Origin of the sequence: Comamonas terrae, assembly GCF_001544075.1 — a bacterium.
Taxonomy (GTDB): domain Bacteria; phylum Pseudomonadota; class Gammaproteobacteria; order Burkholderiales; family Burkholderiaceae_C; genus Comamonas; species Comamonas terrae.
On the sequence record NZ_BCNT01000008.1, the window covers coordinates 12,965 to 34,529 of the forward strand.

General features: G+C 58.9%; 22 protein-coding genes. 4 read left to right on the top strand and 18 right to left on the bottom strand.

Going from position 1 to position 21,565, the window contains the following annotated elements; translation table 11 throughout:
- The first annotated feature begins 13 nt into the window (after positions 1 to 13).
- The 4 genes from Cte04_RS12885 (at position 14) to Cte04_RS12900 (ending at position 4,647) form a co-directional block, all read left to right on the top strand.
- Positions 14 to 3,127 carry an error-prone DNA polymerase gene (locus tag Cte04_RS12885; RefSeq protein WP_019042336.1) on the top strand — a complete coding sequence of 1,038 codons (3,114 nt, stop codon included), beginning with the start codon at positions 14 to 16 and terminating at the stop codon, positions 3,125 to 3,127.
- The gene (locus Cte04_RS12890; protein WP_131423883.1) at positions 3,124 to 3,921 is read left to right on the top strand and encodes a hypothetical protein; all 798 of its coding nucleotides are present in this window, start codon (positions 3,124 to 3,126) and stop codon (positions 3,919 to 3,921) included. Before Cte04_RS12885 ends, Cte04_RS12890 begins: the two co-directional genes overlap by 4 nt.
- A gap of 86 nt (positions 3,922 to 4,007) precedes the next feature.
- Positions 4,008 to 4,217 (top strand): hypothetical protein, encoded by a 210-nt coding sequence (locus Cte04_RS12895; protein ID WP_034385147.1) that lies wholly within the window; start codon positions 4,008 to 4,010, stop codon positions 4,215 to 4,217.
- Positions 4,218 to 4,413: 196 nt separating this feature from the next.
- On the top strand, positions 4,414 to 4,647 hold the full coding sequence (locus Cte04_RS12900) for a hypothetical protein (protein WP_230629839.1): 234 nt from the start codon (positions 4,414 to 4,416) through the stop codon (positions 4,645 to 4,647).
- 7 nt (positions 4,648 to 4,654) lie between these two features.
- Here the strand turns inward: Cte04_RS12900 and Cte04_RS12905 are convergent, their stop codons facing one another.
- The 18 genes from Cte04_RS12905 to Cte04_RS12985 form a co-directional block, all read right to left on the bottom strand.
- Positions 4,655 to 6,271: a conjugal transfer protein TraG N-terminal domain-containing protein gene (locus Cte04_RS12905; protein WP_019042340.1), complete on the bottom strand. Its 1,617-nt coding sequence runs from the start codon at positions 6,269 to 6,271 to the stop codon at positions 4,655 to 4,657.
- A 5-nt stretch (positions 6,272 to 6,276) separates the two neighbouring features.
- Positions 6,277 to 6,690: a hypothetical protein gene (locus Cte04_RS12910; protein ID WP_019042341.1), complete on the bottom strand. Its 414-nt coding sequence runs from the start codon at positions 6,688 to 6,690 to the stop codon at positions 6,277 to 6,279.
- The gene (locus Cte04_RS12915; protein ID WP_019042342.1) at positions 6,687 to 8,069 is read right to left on the bottom strand and encodes an integrating conjugative element protein; all 1,383 of its coding nucleotides are present in this window, start codon (positions 8,067 to 8,069) and stop codon (positions 6,687 to 6,689) included. The genes Cte04_RS12910 and Cte04_RS12915 overlap by 4 nt, the downstream gene beginning before the upstream one ends.
- A gap of 20 nt (positions 8,070 to 8,089) precedes the next feature.
- A complete protein-coding gene (locus Cte04_RS12920; RefSeq protein ID WP_019042343.1) occupies positions 8,090 to 9,319 on the bottom strand; it encodes a TraU family protein in 1,230 nt (409 codons plus the stop codon).
- 62 nt (positions 9,320 to 9,381) lie between these two features.
- Positions 9,382 to 9,828: a TIGR03757 family integrating conjugative element protein gene (locus Cte04_RS12925; protein ID WP_019042344.1), complete on the bottom strand. Its 447-nt coding sequence runs from the start codon at positions 9,826 to 9,828 to the stop codon at positions 9,382 to 9,384.
- Positions 9,825 to 12,674, bottom strand: coding sequence for a conjugative transfer ATPase (locus Cte04_RS12930; protein WP_066478181.1), 2,850 nt, complete (start codon positions 12,672 to 12,674; stop codon positions 9,825 to 9,827). Before Cte04_RS12930 ends, Cte04_RS12925 begins: the two co-directional genes overlap by 4 nt.
- The gene (locus Cte04_RS12935; RefSeq protein WP_019042346.1) at positions 12,671 to 13,156 is read right to left on the bottom strand and encodes a TIGR03751 family conjugal transfer lipoprotein; all 486 of its coding nucleotides are present in this window, start codon (positions 13,154 to 13,156) and stop codon (positions 12,671 to 12,673) included. Before Cte04_RS12935 ends, Cte04_RS12930 begins: the two co-directional genes overlap by 4 nt.
- On the bottom strand, positions 13,143 to 14,561 hold the full coding sequence (locus Cte04_RS12940; protein ID WP_019042347.1) for a TIGR03752 family integrating conjugative element protein: 1,419 nt from the start codon (positions 14,559 to 14,561) through the stop codon (positions 13,143 to 13,145). Before Cte04_RS12940 ends, Cte04_RS12935 begins: the two co-directional genes overlap by 14 nt.
- 7 nt (positions 14,562 to 14,568) lie before the next feature.
- A complete protein-coding gene (locus tag Cte04_RS12945; RefSeq protein WP_034356776.1) occupies positions 14,569 to 15,657 on the bottom strand; it encodes a TIGR03749 family integrating conjugative element protein in 1,089 nt (362 codons plus the stop codon).
- A gap of 5 nt (positions 15,658 to 15,662) precedes the next feature.
- On the bottom strand, positions 15,663 to 16,403 hold the full coding sequence (locus tag Cte04_RS12950) for a PFL_4703 family integrating conjugative element protein (RefSeq protein ID WP_034356778.1): 741 nt from the start codon (positions 16,401 to 16,403) through the stop codon (positions 15,663 to 15,665).
- Complete coding sequence (locus tag Cte04_RS12955; protein WP_052057629.1) at positions 16,403 to 16,831, bottom strand: TIGR03750 family conjugal transfer protein; 429 nt, start codon at positions 16,829 to 16,831, stop codon at positions 16,403 to 16,405. Before Cte04_RS12955 ends, Cte04_RS12950 begins: the two co-directional genes overlap by 1 nt.
- A 1-nt stretch (position 16,832) precedes the next feature.
- Positions 16,833 to 17,216 (bottom strand): TIGR03745 family integrating conjugative element membrane protein, encoded by a 384-nt coding sequence (locus Cte04_RS12960; RefSeq protein ID WP_034356781.1) that lies wholly within the window; start codon positions 17,214 to 17,216, stop codon positions 16,833 to 16,835.
- A gap of 27 nt (positions 17,217 to 17,243) precedes the next feature.
- Positions 17,244 to 17,486 (bottom strand): DUF3262 family protein, encoded by a 243-nt coding sequence (locus tag Cte04_RS12965; RefSeq protein ID WP_034356784.1) that lies wholly within the window; start codon positions 17,484 to 17,486, stop codon positions 17,244 to 17,246.
- An 18-nt stretch (positions 17,487 to 17,504) separates the two neighbouring features.
- On the bottom strand, positions 17,505 to 17,819 hold the full coding sequence (locus tag Cte04_RS12970) for an integrative conjugative element protein, RAQPRD family (RefSeq protein ID WP_034356823.1): 315 nt from the start codon (positions 17,817 to 17,819) through the stop codon (positions 17,505 to 17,507).
- A 23-nt stretch (positions 17,820 to 17,842) separates the two neighbouring features.
- A complete protein-coding gene (locus tag Cte04_RS12975; protein ID WP_034356788.1) occupies positions 17,843 to 18,619 on the bottom strand; it encodes a TIGR03747 family integrating conjugative element membrane protein in 777 nt (258 codons plus the stop codon).
- A complete protein-coding gene (gene traD / locus Cte04_RS12980; RefSeq protein WP_066478190.1) occupies positions 18,616 to 20,847 on the bottom strand; it encodes a type IV conjugative transfer system coupling protein TraD in 2,232 nt (743 codons plus the stop codon). Before traD ends, Cte04_RS12975 begins: the two co-directional genes overlap by 4 nt.
- A gap of 11 nt (positions 20,848 to 20,858) precedes the next feature.
- Positions 20,859 to 21,029: a hypothetical protein gene (locus Cte04_RS21765; protein ID WP_165571713.1), complete on the bottom strand. Its 171-nt coding sequence runs from the start codon at positions 21,027 to 21,029 to the stop codon at positions 20,859 to 20,861.
- Entirely contained in the window at positions 21,026 to 21,565 is a 540-nt protein-coding gene (locus Cte04_RS12985; protein ID WP_034356794.1) for a PFL_4695 family integrating conjugative element protein, read from the bottom strand. Before Cte04_RS12985 ends, Cte04_RS21765 begins: the two co-directional genes overlap by 4 nt.

A 21,565-nucleotide genomic window follows, 5' to 3' on the forward strand; every position in this document is an offset into this window, starting at 1 on the left:
AAGAGCGGCCGTCATGGAAAACGTCCTGCCTGCCTATACGGAGCTGCGGTGCATCTCCAATTTCACCTTCCTGCGTGGGGCCAGCCGACCGGAGGAGCTCGTAGAGCGTGCTCAGGAGCTCGGCTACAGCGCCCTGGCCATTACAGACGAGTGTTCGATGGCGGGCGTGGTGCGCGCACACGTTGCAGCCAAACAAGCGGGCTTAAAGCTGCTGCTGGGCGCACAGTTCAGCATCCAGCCGCGTGATAGCAGCGAGGCACGATTCACCCTGGTGGTCCTGGCCCAGAATCTCAACGGCTACGGCAACCTGTGCCAGTTCATCACCAAGCTACGCCGCTCTTCCGAAAAAGGGACCTATCGGCTCGATCTCGATGAGATCGACGGGAAGGAGCTTCGAGACAACCTGGTGCTGCTGTGTCCAGAGCGCTGCGCGACCGACCCACAGCTAGCAGCCATGGGCGGCTGGGCTTTGACACATTTCACGGGCCGCTGCTGGATCGGCGTGGATCTGGTGCGCCGGCTGGATGATGAGCTGTGGCTCCATCGCATGCGGGAGCTGTCCGATCTAACCGCATTGCCGCTCGTGGCCGTGGGCGACGTGCACATGCATGTGCGCTCGCGCAAGCCCCTGCAGGACGTGCTGACGGCCACACGCGTCGGCAAGCCGCTCACTGAATGCGGCTATGCGCTCCAGCGCAGCGCGGAGCGGCACTTGCGCAGCCGGTTGCGGCTGGCTCAGACATTCCCCGCCGAGCTGCTGGCTCAAACGCTGAGGGTCGCTGAACGCTGCAAATTCAGTCTGGACGAGCTGCGCTACCAATATCCTGATGAAGTCGTCCCTGCAGGGCACTCGGCAGCCAGCTATTTGCGCCAGGCGACCTACGAAGGGGCAGGGCGGCGCTGGCCAGGCGGTATCCCAGAGAAGGTACAGCACCAGATCGAGCACGAGCTGGAGTTGATCTGCGAGTTGAAGTATGAACCGTACTTCCTCACGGTCTATGACATCGTGGCCTTTGCCCGGTCGCGCAACATCCTCTGTCAAGGCCGGGGCTCTGCAGCCAACAGCGTGGTCTGCTACTGCCTGGGCGTTACGGAGGTAGATCCCGCGCGCATGTCTGTGCTCTTCGAGCGTTTTATCAGCCGGGAGCGCAATGAGCCACCCGATATCGATATCGACTTTGAGCACCAGCGCCGGGAAGAGGTCATTCAGTACCTGTACCAGAAGTACGGCCGCGACCGCGCTGCATTGACGGCTGCCGTCATTTCCTATCGGCCTCGATCCGCCATCCGCGATGTGGGCAAGGCCTTGGGCTTCGAGCTCGAAGTGGTCGACGCCATTGCCAAGGGGCAACAGTGGTTTGACGGCCGCAGCATTCGTCAGGAGCGTTTCGATGAGCTCGGCATGGACACGAGCTCGCTGGCCGTGCAGCAGCTCATCACGTTGACGGAGCAGCTGATCGGCTTCCCACGGCATCTTTCCCAGCACACGGGCGGCTTCGTGCTCACGCGAGATCTGCTGTGCAGGATGGTGCCGGTAGAAAACGCCTCGATGCCGGATCGCACAGTGATCGAATGGGACAAGGATGATTTGGATGCAGCAGGCCTGCTCAAGGTTGATGTGTTGGCCCTGGGTATGCTGTCGGCCATCCGCCGAGCATTGGAGTTCATCAGTCGGCGCCGTGGGTTCAATTTTTCGATGCAGGACATTCCTGCAGAGGACAAGGCTACCTACGACATGATTTGCCGTGCAGACACGGTTGGCGTGTTCCAGATCGAGAGCCGCGCGCAGATGACGATGCTGCCACGCTTAAAACCCAGGCGCTTCTACGACCTGGTGATCGAGGTGGCCATCGTGCGGCCTGGCCCGATTCAGGGCGGCATGGTGCACCCGTATTTGCGCCGACGTCAGGGCATTGACCCCGTGAGCTACCCGAGCGAAGCGCTAAAGGAGGCCTTGGGCCGCACCTTGGGCGTGCCCGTGTTTCAGGAGCAGGTCATGCAGGTGGCCATGCTTGCGGCAGGTTTCACTGCAGGCGAGGCCGATGGTCTGCGCCGAGCCATGGCAGCCTGGAAGCGCAAAGGTGGCCTCGAAAAGTATTACGACAAGATCGTGCACGGCATGACCTCACGCGGCTACGAGCGCGAGTTCGCAGAGCAAATTTTTGAGCAGATCAAAGGTTTCAGCGAATATGGGTTCCCAGAAAGTCACGCGGCCAGCTTCGCTCTGCTGGTCTATGCCAGCTGCTGGATCAAGCGCCATGAGCCTGCCGCATTCCTTGCGGCCATGCTCAACAGTCAGCCGCTGGGGTTCTATTCCGCCAGCCAGCTGGTCCAGGACGCGCGCCGCCACGGCGTCGAAGTACGGCCCGTCGACGTGATGCACAGCGAGGTGGACTGTACGATCGAAGACATCGAATCCAAGCCAGCTGTTCGGCTTGGCCTGCGCCTTATCTCCAGCCTGCGCAGCACCAGCGCGCAGCGTATTGCACAGGAGCGTCATCGAGCACCGTTCGACACCGCTGAGCAACTTGCCATGCGTGTGCGTCTACAGCAACACGAGATGAAGGTTCTAGCCGCTGCAGGTGCCCTGGCCACGCTATCTGGGCACCGTCGCCAACAGGTGTGGGATGCCGCAGCCATGCACGCCACGCCCGAGCTGCTGGAGGTGGCCACCGTTGACGAAGCTTTCCTTGAACTGCCGGCAGCGCCGGAAGGAGAGGAAGTGCTATGGGACTTCGCCTCGACAGGCCTGACGCTGCGCAGTCACCCCATGCACCTTCTGCGGCCGCGGCTGAACAAGTACAAGCTGAAGACTTCCAGGCAGCTGCGCACGGTCGTCAGCGGCGAGCGGGTGCGAACTGCCGGCATCGTGACGCTGAGGCAACAGCCAGGCACGGCCAACGGCACGGTTTTTGTCTCCCTGGAGGACGAAGAAGGCTGCACACAGGTCATTGTGTGGCGCGATGTGCGCGATGAACAGCGCCAGGTGCTACTAGGGTCGCGCCTGCTGGCCGTGGAAGGTCGCTGGCAGCGGCAGGGTCAGGTATGCAATCTGATCGCCGAGCGGCTGGCGGACCTGTCTCACCTACTAGGACGGCTCACAACGGAAAGCAGGGAGTTCAGGTGAGCGCCAATTGGAACCGGAACTTCCCCAGGGAACCCCATCCTTCGGGCATGATCTCTGGTTTGCCTCATACCCCAGGAGATAAAGTGAAACCTACCTACGAAAATGTCTACATCGGAACCTTTCTCTTTACCCTTGGCTACATGTTCAGTGCAGTCTCAAAAGGGGCAAAAACTGCGGTCGGTATCGAGCTATATCAGCAAACACGAAAAGGCGAAAAAACCATTGGTGACCTTTTGACCTCTGTAGGAGGACGGAATATTATTATTGAGTTCAAAAGAGAGTTTAAAGAAATTGCTGGCGAAAAAACCAAGGCAAGTAAAAAATCTCTCCGGGATAAATTGGAATCTTTCAAAGATTCAAATTTCAATGATATTTCAAAACGCTGCCATTTCTTGAGCGTTGCCAGCGAATATTCCGATAGTAAAAAGAAATGTCTTGCATTTTTACCATATATTGACATTATTATCAAGCCAGCAACAAATCATAACTGGATCGGCGATGGTAAATTTTGCTTGGACTATATTAGTACTCCGTCAACTGAAATTGGTGTGGATCACGAACAATTTAAATATTACGTCGACCAGTTAACGAAAGTGTCAAACGGAACGTGTGGCGGACTTGCCGTTTCCATTGATGCCGAAGGTTTGAGAGCTGCTGTTGTTTTCGATGACATTCGAGATCTACAGCGATCTATCTCCGAGGTGGAACTAGCAGCGGAGAGGGAAATTCAAACCCTCGAAAAATCTATCGAGAATGAAGTGAATAAAACGAAAAGTAAGGGTTACGAGCGATAACCATATGAGAAATACTTCCGTCAATCTACACTCATTCGCTATGGCTAAGTCGCTTCACAGCACCTACGGTGCATGATCGAGAACTCATGAAAATCAAAGCAGATACAAGCACATTCGTTCCTTCAGCTGTACTACGCTATGAGACATGGCTGGGCTACCAAGAAGAAATGGGCCTGCCGCTGACCGCTGAAAATTACCAAGTCACTCAGTTGGACAATGACCGCTGGTCGGTCACCGATATAGCAGGTACGCAGGTCTACCTCGGGATTGGCCCAGTGGAGATTGCCGGTGCTTAGTTCACCTTTACATCAGTCATGGAACCCGTTACCATCTGACACGCTTGCGCTTTAACGGCCAAGATTTGGACTCGCCAGGTATGTGATCTGCTTGGCGCACATCCAGAAGGATGTGGAGGCCACTCAATTTGGGTCGTGTGCGATGCACGATCGCACAGGGAGCCACGAAGATCCATTTCACTTCGATGGAGTCCCTATGCTCAAACTCTTTACCGCTCTCATCGGCCTGCTTTGGCGAGTCTTCCTCATCGTTGGCGGTCTAGTGCTTGGTTCGCTCTGGAATGCTGCTTGGGCTTTCTTCACTTCGCCAAAGGCGACTGAAGAAGATGCCCCCATCATCACCTCGGTCAACGATGTCTATGCCGCAATGTACAACGGTGAGGTAGGCTTGGCCGATCTGCACCGTTACACAGAAGAAGAAAACCGCTAACTCATCGTCAGCGCTTCAGTCTAATTGATGAGCCTTTGCCAGCGTTGGAAGAAAGATTTTCTCCCTTATTGAGAGTTGAACTTTCAAACCCAAGTCGATAACCGACCCACGCCATCATGGAGCTCCAAATGAATGGAAGCGCAATGAACATCAGCGCCAATAACGTGTTAAGAATCATGCGCTTATATAGCTGCGGCTGACCTGAGCTCACGCTTTGCGTAATCTCTTGCATCAATGCAGATCCGCTCAAACCTGGGTACATCGCCTCGATTAAATGAGCGTCAAGCCAACGAGCCACAAACCACATGACGGCCCAAAACTTGACCGTGAATATTGCCAATCCACCAATCACCATCACTTTTAAATCGTAGCAACTAATGACTACGATAAATGGCAGGAACATATACAACGCCATCAGTACAAGTGCTTGGAGCATGGGAAGCATATTCAACAATGGGACCATGCCGAGTGAGGATTCAAATGCCTGTTTACCCACCCCGATGGTACTAATCCCCCCTGTGACGGTACGCCACGCGTTCGTGCCCTTGCCATAGTCGTCGCCCAGCATCTTGTCAGGACTAACAAATGTCGGGTTGGCCTTCTCAAAAGCGAGCTTTGCCATGGCATCCTTGGCCTCATCTGTCGAACTGAACGTGATAGTGTTTTGGGCGACTTGCAAGAGACTCCGCCATGTCGAGGTGTTGCTGGTGAGGCGCTCACGTACTCCTCCTGTAGCAGCGTCAGCTTCCCACCATTGCTTGCAGGTTGGGCGCCCCCAGTCCGGGTTCATAAAGCCCTGATCCGAAGCGCCGCCTTGCATGTATTCGCTATCGCGATTGAAGTCGATGCTCCAGCCAGGCACCGGGTTATATGAGCGCATCACGTCATAGAAACCGGGCTCTGTTCGGAAAAACTGGCTGCCCACCCAGTCCACATCCGTAGGGCCATAGATGCTCCCCTCAGCGAGAATGCCTCGGCCATTTGCTGAGATCTGATTCTTGTCCATCGAGAAATACTGGCTCCGTGCCGGCACAAAGCACTCGCTGTAGAAGCGCTGCACATCGTGCAACAGAGCCGGATCTTCAATTGTGGCCATCCTGGCCAGATCTGCTACGACGCGCAGATCGCGCTCAGAGCTGGTCATACCCGCGCGAAAAGCGCCATTGATGCCAGAGGACAGCCCCATGACGCTGTACCACCACAAGGGGACATAGGACAGGTTTCCCGATCGGGCAAAAGACCCATTCACCGCGTCGGCCATCGCTCGGTCGTAGCCCGAGTTCGTCCCACCTTGGGTCGACACGACCTGAGGCTCAGAACCATCTGCAGCTCGCTCTGGCTTGTAGCTGAGATTGATGTTGTGCAGCGAGGTGAGAGGCGTGGTGGCGAAGCACAGGGCCATAACCAGCAATGCTGTAATCAGCTTGGTCTGTATGGACTCGATGAGAGCCAGCACGCCGTTAAACCCTGCGCCTTCTTCTTTAGCGCTATGCCACGCGCTAAACACGATGAGCGCGAAGGGCAGGGCGGCCAGGCCGGTTCCGGTCAAAATTTCGCCGAGAAGGTTGGCGAATGCCCAGCCGTAGAGCGTCGTAAAAAGTTCAAGATAGCTATCGAGCTGCATATCGATCAGGAGATAAGGCCCATGATGAATCGGGCAATATTGCCCGCGCCTATTGGCACGAGTGCCAGGTACATCGTCAGCATGCCGGCAACGCGCCAGCGCATAGCCAGCACCGCCCGCAGCTCATGCTTGGCCACGTAGCCGCGTCTGAATCCCCAGGCCACGATCGGACGCCAACTGACAATCACCCAGCTGCACAGTGCGGTCTGAGTAAGCGTCCCGAGTTGCGCGCCCTTGCGAAACCATGCTGAGACAGAGACGACCTGTGAGGGCTCCAGCTTGAGCAGCCAGGTTAACAAGGTGCCGCCAATCAAAACGATCAAGGCACCGTAGATGAGCCAGGGCAGCCAACGACGAAGCCGCCCCTTACGCTTTGGAACCGGCTGAGACGCTTCCTCGACTTTTTCGGTGCCGGTCATCTTGTGCTCACACGTCCGTCGACCAACGGCGCAGGATCTGCACGCGTGCCGCCTTGCACATCCATCGACGCGGCCCCGGCTTGCTGCTGGTTGCCCATAATCGACAAAGCTGTCTCGCCGGTCATTTCTTTCCGTATGCGGAACTCAAACATCATGTCGTTGATGTACTGAGTCAGGCGGTCAATCTTCGTCTGTACCTCGGATCTAACGGGAGCAGCGCCTGTGGCCTCGGGCAGGCTCATGCCAGAGATCAGCGCGTTACGCGCGATCAATGCCTTATCGATGGTCTTGTAGACCGCAACCTCCTGGGCCAGGCGGTTAATGGCCACAGACCGCACATCAGTCGGCAGCTTGCGCACGGCGTCCATCAGCTGTGGGCTCACGGCCATGCCGGGAGCGCTGACTTTGGCCAGGTCGGCATGGCTGCTTGAAGTGCTGAAGCCCATATTTCGCATCGTGGGCAGTACCTCGTCCAGCTCGCGCTCAAATTTCGGGGCCAGGCCGGTCGCCGTCGAGGTGATGGTGGGGCTCGGGCAATCGGAGCCTTGGGTGCACATATAGATTTTCTGATCGCCAAGGACTTCGGCACTCCAGCGAGCCAGATCGTCCGGGGTCTTGAAGGCCTGGACCAGGCGCGTCGATGCCAGCGAGGAGCTGCCGTAGTTCGCCGTCGACAGGGAGTTGGCTGCCTTGTTGATGGTGACGTTGTAGCCGGCGACGGCCAGGTCGCGGATTGGCTGGATAGGAGGGGTCCCAGCACCCCCGGCTCGGCTGCCAAATACCCATGGCAATCCGGCACGCTGGCCCGCCTCGTTCTTGTTGATATCGAGCTTGGCATTGACTACGCTGCCGCCCGTATTGGCCTTGACCTTCCAGGCATCGCCCTTGGCCAGGGCTATGTACTCCTCATAAGGGTCCTGGCCATTCTTGATCATCGCCTCCATGTCCTCACAGGTCTTCAGCGATGCAGAGACCAGCAGATCCGCCTTCTGGCTGAAGTTTTGGAAGAGCTGATAGAGGCCTGGCTGCGCGCGCTGGAGGAAATACAGCGGCAGGGCCGAGATACCGGCTTGCACGGCCCCGGTAATCGTCGCACCCAGGTTCTGGATGCTATTCATGAGATCCGACCACGAGAGCCCGATGTCAAACTTCCCGCAGGAATAGTTCGCGCGGACGCCGGCACCCAACTGCATCGATAAGGCGCTGCGATGGGGGGCAGCGCTGATCGGCGAGCCCCCGCCCATCCGATAGTAGAGACCCGACGAGGTAATCGTCTGGGCGGCCGCAGGTGTCACGACCGAGGGAGCCAGCACGCAGGCCAAGGTCACGGCCGCGCAGATCCGCTTGAAGCGCAGAGAAGAGGAGTGTGCGATTGTCATAGTGAAATTGGAGTGGGAGGTCAGGGCACGGAGTAGAGATACACACCACGACGCCGGCAGCAGGTGTACTTTTGCCAAAGGTTCCAGGCGTAGCCGTCATCGGAGCTGGTGGCTCCATCCCCGAACGAAGTCAGCGACAGCGAGTCGTTCTGGCCGAATTGCTGGCACCCGGACCAAGCCTGCGGATACAACATCTGCCATTTGCGCTTCTCGCCATAGTTGAAGTAGCGATAGCCCCCGGAGGGCTGGACGCGCGAGTAGATGTGAGGCTGAGCTTCCTTGTAGATGATCGAGGCGACACGCTCAGCTAGCACTGCAGAAGCCTTCACGGGGTGCGACTGGATGATTTCTCCGGTACGTGGGTACAGGTTGCCCCAGGTCTGCGTATAGCCTGAGCCGATCTCGCCCAGTCCGGGTACCCAGGCCTGCGGATAGATCATTTCCACAGGCACGATGCCGCGCCAGAAAGGCGCATCGAGCTCGCTTTGGAAGTGCAGGTTGAAATAGCTGGCTCCGCCAGGACAGAAGAGGGCACCTCCGGTGCTGCCCGAGAGAATTTCGGAGAGCTGCTGCAGACCGGCGATGCCCGCCTGGATCTGCTGCACGGTCTCGGCGATCTCCATCACCTGCTTCACGCCCTCGATGGTCTTGAGGATCGTTCCAAGGCTGGCCAGCAATGATTCCGAGCTCAACAGACCCTTGGCATCAGATGCCACAGTTTCTGCAATGCTGGCAGGCACTTGGGTCCACTGGCGCCCAATATTGGGTAGCTCCTTCGAGGGAAACTTGGCCAACTCGCTAACCGTGGGAAATGCGATGGACTTAGGCATTGTGAACATGCCGCCAGACGCGAGCATGCTGGCAAACATGCCGGCAGGATTGCCTATGGCATCCGCCCCTTTGAAGTTCGCCATGGCTGAGTTGCTGTCCAGGCCGCCGGCGGACGAGTCCAGCAGCCGTCCTGTCAGTGCAGATCCAGCCGTTGTCAACGTGGTGGCCACGACCGTGCCGATGTCGGTCCAAGGGTGGCGCAGCGGTTCGTTGTAGGTGCTGACCACCACATCTGGCACATAGTGGGAGATCTTGATCGAGGTCCGAATCCAGCATCCGGTCCAGCCGCAGCTCAAGAAAAAGCACACGCCCTCGACGGAGTACGACACACAAGACAAGGCCGCCTTGGCCGTATTCGCGATGATGGCCGGGGTGGTGGTTCCTGCCATGGTGGTGGCCGGTGTGAGCACAGCGCACATCGAGGCCGTACTGACGGCCGCGACGAGACGGCGCAGCCTGAGATTTAGGGAAGCTCGTTTTTTCATCGGGAAGGCCTCTGCTGAGCCGCGGCGAACAGTTCGATGGCGCGGTCCACATCCGCAACTCCATAAATGACCTTGGCGCGATTGATGACGATGGCCGGGAGCCGGTCCAATCGGTACTGGACGGCCAGCGTCATGCCGGAGGCCGCATTGGTGATCTGGTCCTTGTAGCGGCGACGGATCTCGGCCTCGTGCTGACGCATATAGGCCATGGCGTCGGCTTCGTTCTTGGGCAGCCCTGCATTGAGCTGCTGCTCAAGCTGAGCCATGGCGTCCACGCGATAGACCTTGAGCACGTAGCCAGGCTGGCGAAACGGCGGCCGTACCACCGTGGCCGAATTGGCGAAGACCTCCACGGTTGTCACCGAAGGGCCGATAGAGCCTTGGGCCAGCGCGCCATGAGCGCAAAGAAGCAGCACCAGGGCAGTGAGGGAGGACCGCATCATGCGCGCGCCTCCTGCAGGCGTGCCGCCACGCGGTAGGCCGCTTGAACCTCGGTGCAACCATGCTCGTCCATGAGACGGCGGCGCTCGGCCTTCTCGTGGCCCTCGGTCATTGCCAGCGCGATTGGCAACGCCGGTGGCACGTTTCGGAACAGCCACTGATTGTTCGCGCTGATGAGCACACCTTCGGTGTACTTCGCCGGCTCCTTGACGGCAGACTCCATCATGTGGCGTTGCTCAGGTGTGAGCGATCGAAAGCGCGCGATCTCCTCGATCTCGTTTTTGTCCATGGTCAGCAACATCCAGAACTCGCACATGGACAGCACGCGGGACATGCTGCCAGGGAAGTCCTTCAGGTTTTGCGTGGCCAGCCAGAACCAGGCATTGAGCTTTCGCCACATCTTGGTGCCCTTGGCCACCTTCGGGCCAAGCAGCTCGTTGGTGGTAATCAAGTGCCCTTCATCGGTCAGCATGATGAGGGGGCGATCCTCATGCTGAGCGGCCTCGGCGCGCGACTGCACCGAGTCCAGCAGGCTGGTGTAGGCCACAGCAAGCGCATCCTCATAGCCGTCTTTGGTCAGTGTGCCCATTTCCACCAGGGTTACATCGGCATCGGGCCAGTCCTGGCCCAGGCGGTTGAAGAGCTTGCCGCGCAGGCCTGTCGTGAAGGTCATCATCGAATGGCCCATCTCTTCGGCGCGCGCGCGGCGGTGCTCCGACAGAGATGCGTCCTTGACCATGGCCGTCAGCTCCAGGGCGACGTCTTGTGTCAGAGGATGGGGCTTGCCTTCGTTGGATACGCGCACTGCGGCTCGAATAATGGCCCTGGTGACCAGATAGCGGTCGGCGCGCGTCATGCGTTTGAGCTCGGCGTCTTCACCACCCGTAATCATCATGATGGCCGAGATGAGCATCTCGCCTAGGTAGTCGCGCTTTTCTTCGTCCGAGTCGTCGTTGGCGTCATCAGGCTCCATCACTTCATTGACCGACTCCATCAGTCGCTCGGCACCTACGAGCTCAGCATCCTCTTCGGAGGGGATACCCGCTCCAGCGCCGAAGTATTCCTCCGCTGCCTTGAAGGACTCCATGATCTCCTTGTCCTGCAGCAGCTCGCTGGCGTACACGAATGGAGGCAGTGATACGTCTGTATCGCCGCTCAAGTTGACGCGATACACGCTCAAGCCTTTGGTGGCCATGTCCTTGACCATCAGATCGAAAGACTTGCCTGCATCCGCGATCACCAGGCGTGGGCGGTGGATGGCCATGACCAGCATGGACAGGTAATTCAACGTCGCCGACTTGCCCGCTCCTGTGGGGCCGAACACCACCATATGGGCGTTCTTCTTGCGGTCGATCTTGTTGAGTGGATCGATCCACAACGGCTCGCCGCCCCGGTTCCAGAACCAAAAGCCGGGGTTGGCCGTTCCGCGTGAGCGCCCGTAGACCGGCAAAATGGCGGCGATCAGGCTCGCAAACGTCAGGCGCGACCGTCGCATGCTTCGCAGGTCGAACGTGGGATCAAATGCGAATGGCAATGCACGCAGGAATGCGTCATGCGCCACAAGGTCCTCTCGGGATTCGATGAAACGCATCCCGGTCGGCGTCAGCTGGGCATTGACCTCGGAAACAGCCGCATCCAGATCCGCATGAGTCTTGCCGCTCAGGTACAGCCCCATGAACATCGGATACAGCTTGTCCCCGGTGGCCATGTGCTGGAGCACTTGCTCCGACTCTCTATGGGTCTCCTGCGCCACGGCGTTTTGAGCACGGGAGGCCTTTTTGATGTCCTCGACGTGGCGCTCGACCTGGTATTGGGCAGCAATCGTCACCGTCACGGACAGCATCGAGCCAGGCGGCAGCCGGTCAAACCGCGCATAGGCTTCGTTCCCGATCCGGCTTTCTGCGGAGAAGTGCCCTATGCTAGGGTGAGCACGAAGGTTCTGCAGCGTGAGGAACTTCACCGGCTGGCCATCGAATTCGAAGCAGCCTTGTTCCTGGTTGCACGAGGGCTCAGACAGGTTTAGCGACTCGGAAAAGTCCCAGTCATAGATGCCCTCTGGAGCCACATCACCCGGATAGGGCGCGCCGCGGAACAGCTCGGCGCCCGTGCTGGCCCAGGGCACATTACGGTTGAAGAATGGAAGCATCCACTCGTAGAAGTCCTTGCCGTTGGCACGCCGCGCCGTCACGCCGGCTTCGTTCAGCGTGGCCAGCAAGGTGGTGGCCACAGCCTCCATCTGCTGCTCGGCCATGCGGCGCTCATTGACCAAGTCATCAAACTGGCGATAGATGCAGCAGCGAACCCGCCGCTGCTGGCCACGCCAGGTCTGGCCCGTCACCAAGGTGTCGGTAAACAGCCCCTGCTCTCGGGAAACCTGCGACAGGTGACTGCGAAACTCCTTCAGCACGGACTGCGTGTATTCCGAGTCGATGATGGCCTGCGCGCGCTTGGCGTCCTTGTGCTGGGACAGGATGTAGTCGTGAAGGTATTGGTTAAGCCCGTCGATGTTTCGGTCATCGCTCAGGAAGAACTGCACCACCCAAGGCGAAGAGTCGACCTCGGGAATCGCCTGAATGGCCTCTTGAATCTTGCGGCAGTGCTCCTTCAGGTACTCCAGCGGCTGCGCCTCCGTAGCGACAGCGCCCAGCTCGAACAGCGCGCCCAAGGTCTTGCCGTCGCGCATCACAAAGTTGCGGTCTTTGGGTGAAAACTTGATCCAAGGCAGCAGCTCGGTGAAGGAGGGCGGACGGGCGGCCATCTGCTTGCGGTCGGCGGCCGTCATGAGCCGGCGCTTGTGCTTGCTTTTGGTACCACCAGACAGGCCCAGCATTTCCAGCAATCCGCTCATTGGCCGGCCTCCCGAGCAGTGCGGCCGCGTGAGAATGCGGCGCGGCCTTGTTGCAGCTCTTCGGCCACCTCACCGGGCATGGCGTACTCCGTTGACTCATACATTGGGAAAACCGTGACATAGCCAGGCACGGGGTAGCGGCCCTTGGCCAGGTGGGGATAGACCACCATGACCAGATCCGGGTTGGGTACGCGTGCAAAGCGCTGTTGCATAGGCTCCAGGGCCGACCAGTAACGCTGTGTCATTTCGTCGCCGCGCGCGATCGGGCGCGCAGTCGACGCACGCTCCAGGCGGTCCCGCGCCGTCTCACGAGAGGAAGCCGCTGACTGCGGGGGCTGAAACTTGCCCCGATACACATCCACCAGGGTCGGACTGCCAGCCGTAGCCTCTTTCAGCGGAGACTCGCGCGACCCAATAGCCGTGCAACCAGCCAGTAGCGCGGGAAGCACGATGGCAAGAAGAAGGGGATTATTCGAGGCCATAGCGGGCTCCAGACAGGACATTGGGGGACTGCGTGCGGTGCACGATCTTTCTTGGGTTGGCGGGCTTGTCGATTTCGATCTGGCGGTCCAGATGCACGACCAGCTGCTGGCCAGCGGGCGTGACCACCGCGTCAAACGAGCTCTTGAGGCGCTCAGTCAGCCAGCGCACCAGCTCATCGGTGGCTCCAGAACCCATGCGGCCCAGTGCAAAACTGCCGGCATTTCCGGTGATCGAGGAGGTGGTGCCATTGCTGCTGGCCATGGTGGTGGTCTGGGCCTGCGCCAAGGCCTCGGCGGCCACGCCCAAGCCCTTGGCACCAATGATGTCGGTCAGGTAAGCAGGCGCATTGGTCACGAACTTGCCTTGAATACAGGGGTTGCCGTACAGATCACTGATGAATCCAAGGTCTGTGGAACCATTGGTAGCGATGGCTGTGACGCCGGCACCTGCCTGGGTCTGCGGCGCACGACGCGCCGAAACCGTATGGATCGCACCATCTTTGAACACGAAAGTCATGCTGCGGATCTTTCCCTCGGTGCACGAAAGCGCCATATCGCCTACGGCCACGCCGGTAACGATCATCCCGGCGAGGTCTTCGGGCAACTCCCAGCCGTTGGTGGCCAAGTTGTCGCGCCCGACCATGGCTTTGAATTGCATGGGGTCCGTCACACGGCCATTGACCGGCACACGGCCGATCAAACTGGTCATCGCGGTGACGCCCGCCAGCGTGGAGTTCTCCGGCAGCGTGAAATAAGCTACGGGTTGGGGCTTCGAGGCTGCCTGAGTGGCCTGAGCAGCTTGTGCGGCCTGGGCCGCGCTGACCGCACTGGGCATGGATTGCGTGCCGTCCGGCGCTACGCGCACATAGCGCGTAACCATCTTCCCCTGATGCTGAGTTGTTTCGGTGGTGTAGCCCATGGGCGGAACCACCTTGTAGGAAGTGCTGCCGCCAGCTAAGCCTAGATCCTGGGAACCACCGGCGGGTCGATGGCCTCCGCCACTACCACCTGAGCCAACCCCTGTAACAGAGTCGATCGCGTCGCCAATGGGCTTAAAGACATCCAATGGGGCTGGATCTGTGTCATTAGTGCTGCCACCGACCGCCCCAGCCGGCGTGGCACCTGCAGGTGCACCTTTCTCCAAGCGCTCCAGGCGCTTGCTGAAATCCTGGTTAGCACGGAGCACTTCCTGAATATCTGCTCGCAGATCCTTGTTGGCTGCGACCACTGTGGCCAGCGTCTCGCTGGGGGTGTCCTCATCTGCGCCTGCCGTTTTGGGCAGGGGGGCTGCGGCCATGGGTGCAGCGGTCGGTGCATTGTTCTGGCGCATCACGATGACCGCACCGACGATGACGAAGGCCACGATGACAAGAACAGGGGTGAGTTTGTTGCTTTTCACTGCCATGGATGCCTCACAGACAAGACTCGAAAGTGCGATCGCACACCAGGTAGACCGCCGTGGTGTCGGTGTCTGTACCGGCAGCACCGATCCGGCCATGCTGGGCTGTGGCCGAGAGCCAGCGTCCGCGCAAGCTCTCCAAGGGCAGCTCCAGGGCAAAGCGCGAGCGGTTGGTGACGCGCACCGCAGTCACATACAGGTTTCCCGACTTCCACTGGCCTATGGGCGCAGCGTCCACGGCAGCGCCACGGAACAGTGTCGGCACGGGTTCGGTTCCTACGCCAACCTGGCTCACACCTGGCGTGCCACCAGCCAAGCGTCGAGGTGCGTAGAGCTGGCGGGCAGCATGTCGAGTGAGCTGCACCATGTCCGCAGCAACGCTCTCTTGCTGTTGAGACTGGCCGCCAGACAATGCAGCTCCACCAATGGGGTTCGGAACGGTCGCGGGCTCGATCACAGAAACCTGCAGCTCGCCTTTAGCGGACTGCGTGGACACGACCTTGCCCTTGGAGTCTTTGGCGTCTGGAGTGGCTGTCGCAATCAGATCCATCGGAATCTGCTGGCCGCTATCCACCAGCTCGGCAATGATTCGGATCGCCGTGAATGGCACGAGCGCAGTCACATAGATCGTGCCGGCGATCGACTCGATACGCGCCACGCTATCCATGTCACTGGGCATGCGCAGCAACGCATCGGCTGGCAGGGTCACAAGGCGCTCCTGGCCGACCGTCAGATTCACCCGGACTGGCTCACGCGCAAACACAGCACGCTCGGCGGGGCCAGAAGTCAAAGGAGCTGGGCCAACGCGGCGAAGAGACGCTTCGGCAGCTGCGCGCCTGGCGGAACCTACGGCAGTATTCGCCAGCGGTGCGGGCACGCTAACGCCTGCCACCATGCGCCCGCCAGCTGGGGCGCGTCCTGCATTGGCTCCTGCAACTGGTGTTGCAGCTGCTGCACCCGTTTGCCCCAGGTCAATAGGCTCATTGAACTCGGGCGTCTCGGTACTGCCCGCCAGCGATTCGACCTGCTGAGCAGCGACGCTGCCATGCAGAAGCTGCAGGGCGACCAGGAGGCAGATCGAAAGAGAACGACGTTGGATCATGTGGATCAATCGACAGAGGTGTCACGAGGCAGGCTCGAAGGGGCAATAGTTCCGGGCAGACGCGGTGCTTTCAGGTCCGCTTGAACCGGCGCGCCAGGCTTGAGCTCCGCAGGATTGAGGCGTGCGGGCTGGCTACTGCCGAAGCAATCCAAGCCCAGACGCCATGGGTTGCGCTCACGGTCCACATCAAAGCGCACCACGCGCAGCGGGTACCGAATGAATACGTCCTTGACCGGCTGCCCTGCGAAGGTCTCCTGAACCTGCATGTCCAGCAGCACCGTCCAAGCATCCGAGCCTTCACGGATCACACGGTTTTCGCTGTACGGAAAGCCGGGGATCTCGCTAATCTGGCGAGTACGGCGGCGCAACTCGCCTTTGGCGTGACGCTGTTGCATGTCGGTTTGCAGTTGCGCCTGGCAACGCGGAGTCAGATAAAACTGCATCGCATAAATCTGCTTGCCATAGTCTTGAGAGCCGTCGCTTTGCCAGCGATTAATCTGCTGCCAGATGTAATACGCAAAACCGTAGGCATTTGTAGACGGCACTGGCGACTGCCCATCAATCACCCGTATCGTGTCACCCGCCTTAATATCGGGTGCGACGTGTAAGTCGATATTTTTAGGAACGCGCGACGCGAACCACATCCCGGCCACACCGAAAAACACGACTGCAAAGATTATTTTCGTAAGCTTCGCGTTATGGCTGCGCTCGGACGCAAGCGCGTCCAGATAATCACCACTGCTCATTATTTAGTTTCCGATGATTTGGCTTCAGCCTTGATCGAATTCATGCGATAGCTGCAACCCAACTGCATCCGGCCGTCATGGACCAGAAATTTAGGCTTTGCCAATTTATGTGACACAAGATAAAAATGCATCGAGTGGAGATAGAAGCCTTCAGGGCGGTTTCGCTTGACCTCTTGCAGATACAGTGAAGAATACCAAAGCACCATAAACGGAACGACAACGCACAGAATGGGCGCTACTATCCAGAGTCCGGTGCTAAATGCCACAACAGCGCCGATAAACAGGCTGACGGCGAAAGTCACGCCCCCAATATATCCAGCCTCGCTAGCCGCCATTCCATTGATAATTGGTGGCTCGGAATTAACGCGATCTGTCAGCGGCGCCTGGACAGGCGCCTTTCCTTGGGGGCGAGAGTCGTGTGCAGCCATGTTAGGCCAAAGATTGAGCTGCGTAGTTGACCATCAAAATCACCAAGCTGATGATAATCACACTGACAATTACAAACTCCTTGAGATCACCCAGCTGGATCTTGCCCGCTGTGTAATCACGGTAGCGTTGCAAAGAGGCGGTAACAACGAACAGAAAGGCAATTGCAGCCAAAACCAAACCCAGAATAGTCATTCCGAGTTTGAAATACGCACCAATTTGCCCAAGAATATCACCTTCTTGTGTAGTGCCGCCGCCGATACTTCCACCTGCAGGAGGTTGAATCGTCGGCAGAGCGCTAAATGCAGGGCAGGTTGCAAGCAGCACAACCGGAGCCAGTGCGATAGATGCGATGCCAGAGTTAATTTTTTTCAAATGCTTCTTCATGATTTCTCCAATCGATTAATTGATTTTTTAGAAAATGATTGATCCCACCACGCCTACCACTAACAAAACGGTAATGGCTACTCCAATACACGCCCTCATGGCTTCCGGTGCATCCAGCTCTCCATCTCCATAAGCCTTCAATACCAGCGTACCGAGCCATGCGCCAATGGAAAACACCATCGCAAACACCACGACAAAAAGCAGGTACTTCAAGTTCTGAGCATTAAAGCCAGCCCCTTGCATAAATCCCGCTGCCATTTCCGAATTCATGGTCGAGCTCAGGCTGGCTTATTGCCGATAGTCGCCACGTAGAGGAGAGACTGGGCGAGGTTGTCGGGGTGCATCCACATGGTTTGTCACGCCCGCGCGCAGCAGCTCCAGGTCACGTTGCAGCCAGTCATATCGGAACTTCACACGCTGGCCAGTCGGCGCTGCCTTTTCTGCGTCTGCAACCATGAGCTGAACCTGCTCAATCTCACCCGCAATGCGTGCCAGGCGCTCGCGCTCCAGCTCGTCGTCGGCCACATCAGCCCAGGCCGATGCGGTAGTGGCAAGCACACCGATGACCAGAACTGCAAATAGCGAATGTCGAGAGCGTTTCATCAATATCTCCTTCAAATTCAATGTCATGCGTATTTCTTGAATGCGCCTACCGTTGTCGATAGGGTGAATGCCACAAGCACGGTAAATACCAGCACCATGTAGGCCGGATTGAAGCCGCCGAATGGCCAGGACAAGTACAAGCCAAAGCCGCCCGTAAGCGCCCAGCCCACATACCGCTTGGCATGGTGGTAGACGAACGAAGATTCGCGGCCGCCTTGCCAACGGCGTCGATCCCTGCGCACCAAGCCGTCGATTACCCCCATCAGGCAGGCAAGGGCAAATGCAGGGAGCGCAAAAACTGCTGTGCAGAGGCGCAGCAGCACGTCCTGCAGGACAAACATGCTGATGACCACCCATTCGCTGAGCATGTGGATGAACGACGCACCAGCCTTGGCCACCCCTTTGAGTTGGGGCTGCACGCTTTGACCCAGAAAGCTAGGCAGTGCCGCGTCCGTGCCAGCCTGCTGGGCTGCCAAGTTGCGCTGATACCAGCGCAGCGCACCAAGACGCTCGTAGGGCATACGAGCCCACTTCACGATACGGAGCGAAAAGTCCACGGTGTCTGGCACTAGCAGACTGCGTGGAGCGGCTGCGATATAGCGCAGATCCTGCTGCACCATCTCCTGGGCATGGCGGATGCCCTGGCCACGCCAGAAGAAATAGCCACCGCCGATTTCAATCACCAGGCCGATGAGCCACGAGGACACTGTCACACTGAATAGTCCAAAGCCAACCAACACGGCCACGCCAACAGGGCCGTGTGTGCTTGGCTTTCTGGCGGGCGAGTTCGGAGCCGTCATGAGTGCGGTCCCATCACGTTGCCGGCCACGGCGGACGAAGTTGCGCCTGCCATGGCGTAGCCAGGCATATCGTCATCAAAGGCAGAAGCGAGATCCGTATCGATCAGCCCACCTGCACCAGCGCCCAAGGGCTGTGTACTGAGCCAGTCGGTTTCTGCGGCCCACGTCTCACTCGTGCGATAGCGGCGCTTCATGTCCTCAGCAACCGCCTTGAGCGAAGCTGGTATGAACGGGTCGTCCTTGGTATCAGCCAGAGGAATACGAATCTTGTGGCAGCGATTGCCTTCCAGCAGCGCAAACGCTTGACCCTGTGGCAACGAGAGGACGTCAGAAGGCTCGATCAGCGGCGCCTTCGACTTGTTCGCTATGTCGTTGTTCTGGCTGGTGAAATCGACGCCATTGCCCTGGGCAGCCGTGTCCGACACGCCCGATACTGGCGTGAGCACCGTCACGTTGACCTGTGGCACCTGGTCCGTCAGCAGGCTCGCTGTCGCCTTGCTGCGCACCCGTAGCATGCAAAGGTGGTTGAAGTTGTCGAGGATCTGGCCAGCCTTGGCCTTGTCACCGACCTTCGCCTCGATGTCGAACATCGACTGGGTGTACGCAGTGATGCGAAAGCCCGATCCGCCGAGCTTGTTGACCATCGGAACGAACTCGGGGCCTGCGATCTCGTTGACCTCATCGAAATGGCAACACACAGTCGGCAGCTGCAGCTTGCCGTCGCCGTGTGGGTCGAGGCCTGTCTTGTAGAGCTTGCCGCCGGTCGAGACCAGATCGGACAGCATGGAGTTGCCCACGGCAGACGAAACCACGGAGTCAGACAAGGCATCCAGACCGGCATACACGATGCCGCCCTGGCGAAACACCGTCATCCAGTCGAAGATTGGCCGCTTGTCGTTCGGGTCGAAGTAGTCGGGGCTGATGAGCTTGCCCACGGCACCCGATGTGAGCTTTTCGAGGAATGGCCCCAGGCTGGCAATGATCTTTTCATAGAACGAACGCTCGTAGCTGAATGCGGCTGCCAGGCCGACCAGTACCTTGTCGTCCAGTCGTGCTTCCTTGATGAGCAGATACATCGCCACCTGATCGGGCGAACGATCCTGCAGGCTTCTTGGAACCGGAGCCTTCTTTGCCACGATAGCGCGCTCCAGCTCCACCAGGCGGTCCTGATAGCTGCCGAAGCGCTGGGGATGGTCAATCGCGAGCTTGCGAAACGTCATGCCCGCGTAGTCCATGAACAGCGGGTCAATGCCAGTCACGTCCTTGAGCAGCGTCTCGTAGGTCGGAATGCGACCGAGTGCCACCTGGGCCTGAGCCACGATGTTGGTGAACCGCCAGCTGAACTCCTTGAAGGCAGCCGAGTTGCCCGAGGAGGGCAGGGCATTCGTGGCACGGCCAGCGACTTCGGTGATACGCGCGAAATTGCCAATGCCGTTGTAGCGCGCAGAAATCTCCGGGTAGCCCAGATGGAACATATAGAACTGATCCAGGCGACCAGCGCGTCGTGCCTCAGCATGCATGCGAAGCATCAGCTCCGCGTCGCCCTTGGGGTCGATGACGATCACCACATGACCGGCATGAATGTCCTGAGAGCACAGAAGCTCCAAGAGGCGCGTCTTGCCCACGCGAGTCGTGCCCATCACCAGCAAGTGGCCAGAGCGCGAGCCTTGGCGCAACACCACCGGCTTTTCGTTCTGCACTCCCACGCCATGGAGCACAGGGTTGCCGCCCAGGTCCACGCCAGTGGCGAAGGGGTTGGCGGTACCGCCGACATCAAGCGCACGCTCCAGTACCCTGGCCAGCAAGCTGTCGTTCTTGGCCTGCGCCCACTTGCGCATCCTTTCGCCGCTGGCGGCGAGCTTGAGCTCGGTTGGCGAGGCCTTCACGAAACGCTGAACATCTGTCTCACGAGCGTCCAGCAAGCGCTGCGTGTGCAACTGCGTCCACTCGAAGCCTTCGCCCAGGTAAAAATGCTCCTTGAGGTTGACGGGAAGCTTGTGGGGAGCCAAGCGCGTCATCTTGGTGAACTTCAGCCCGCGTTGATAGCTATAGACCTGGAAGGCCTGGCGCGCTCGCACGCATCCGAAGCCGGCAGCGATTGCGCCCGAGACTGCGCCCAGCGAGTGGGGCATCATCAGCGCCCATGGTGCGGCTGCAGCCACGCCAGCGATCCCAAAAGCTGTGGCAGCGCTCAATGCTTCGACTGGCGGCCTCAGCACGCCTTCCATGGTCCCGTCAGTCACTGCATGCCCTCCAGTTGGAACATGCCGTGAAGGCTTGGAACATTTTGGGACTGCGCAGCCGCAAAAGGCGTTCCAAGCTGAACCTGCCAAACGCGCAACAGCCGAGCATTGGCACATGCTTTCACCGCGCCTTCCAATCCGATATGCACCAGGCCGAGTTCGCTCATGGAGCCACTCCAAACGTGCGCTGAGGCAGGATCTGGTAGGCGCGGCCATTGCTGTGCACCAGCACCGGAAAAACTGGCGCACCCTTGGCGATCAAAGTGTCTGCAAGGAATGCCCCTGTATCCGGAGCCAATTGCAAGGGGCTGGCCACTTGCTGGAGCAGCTTGAATGCGGCAGGCGTTGCTGCCTGCACCACAATGCCGACTGCATTGAGCTGTATCAGCTTCTTGTGATTGAAGGCTACCCAGCGCAAAGACGCGTCGTCCGCGCCGATCACGAACATGGGCTGAGTCAGCCATTGGCCATTGAAGACCTTCACGCCGTCTTGCTTGAGCACCCCGCCGCGCAATTGGCTGCGAAACGGGAAACGCAGCCCGTCGAGCACATTCGCCTCATCTGTGCCGCCCACGATCTGGGCCACATAGGGCGCCAACGGCACAGATTTGCCGCTGTCGTGGATCATCTCCAGCTCCACGCCGGCCAGGGCCGGCACGCTGCAAGCGAATCCAAGGGCGAGGATGGCGAAGCGGCAGCGCAT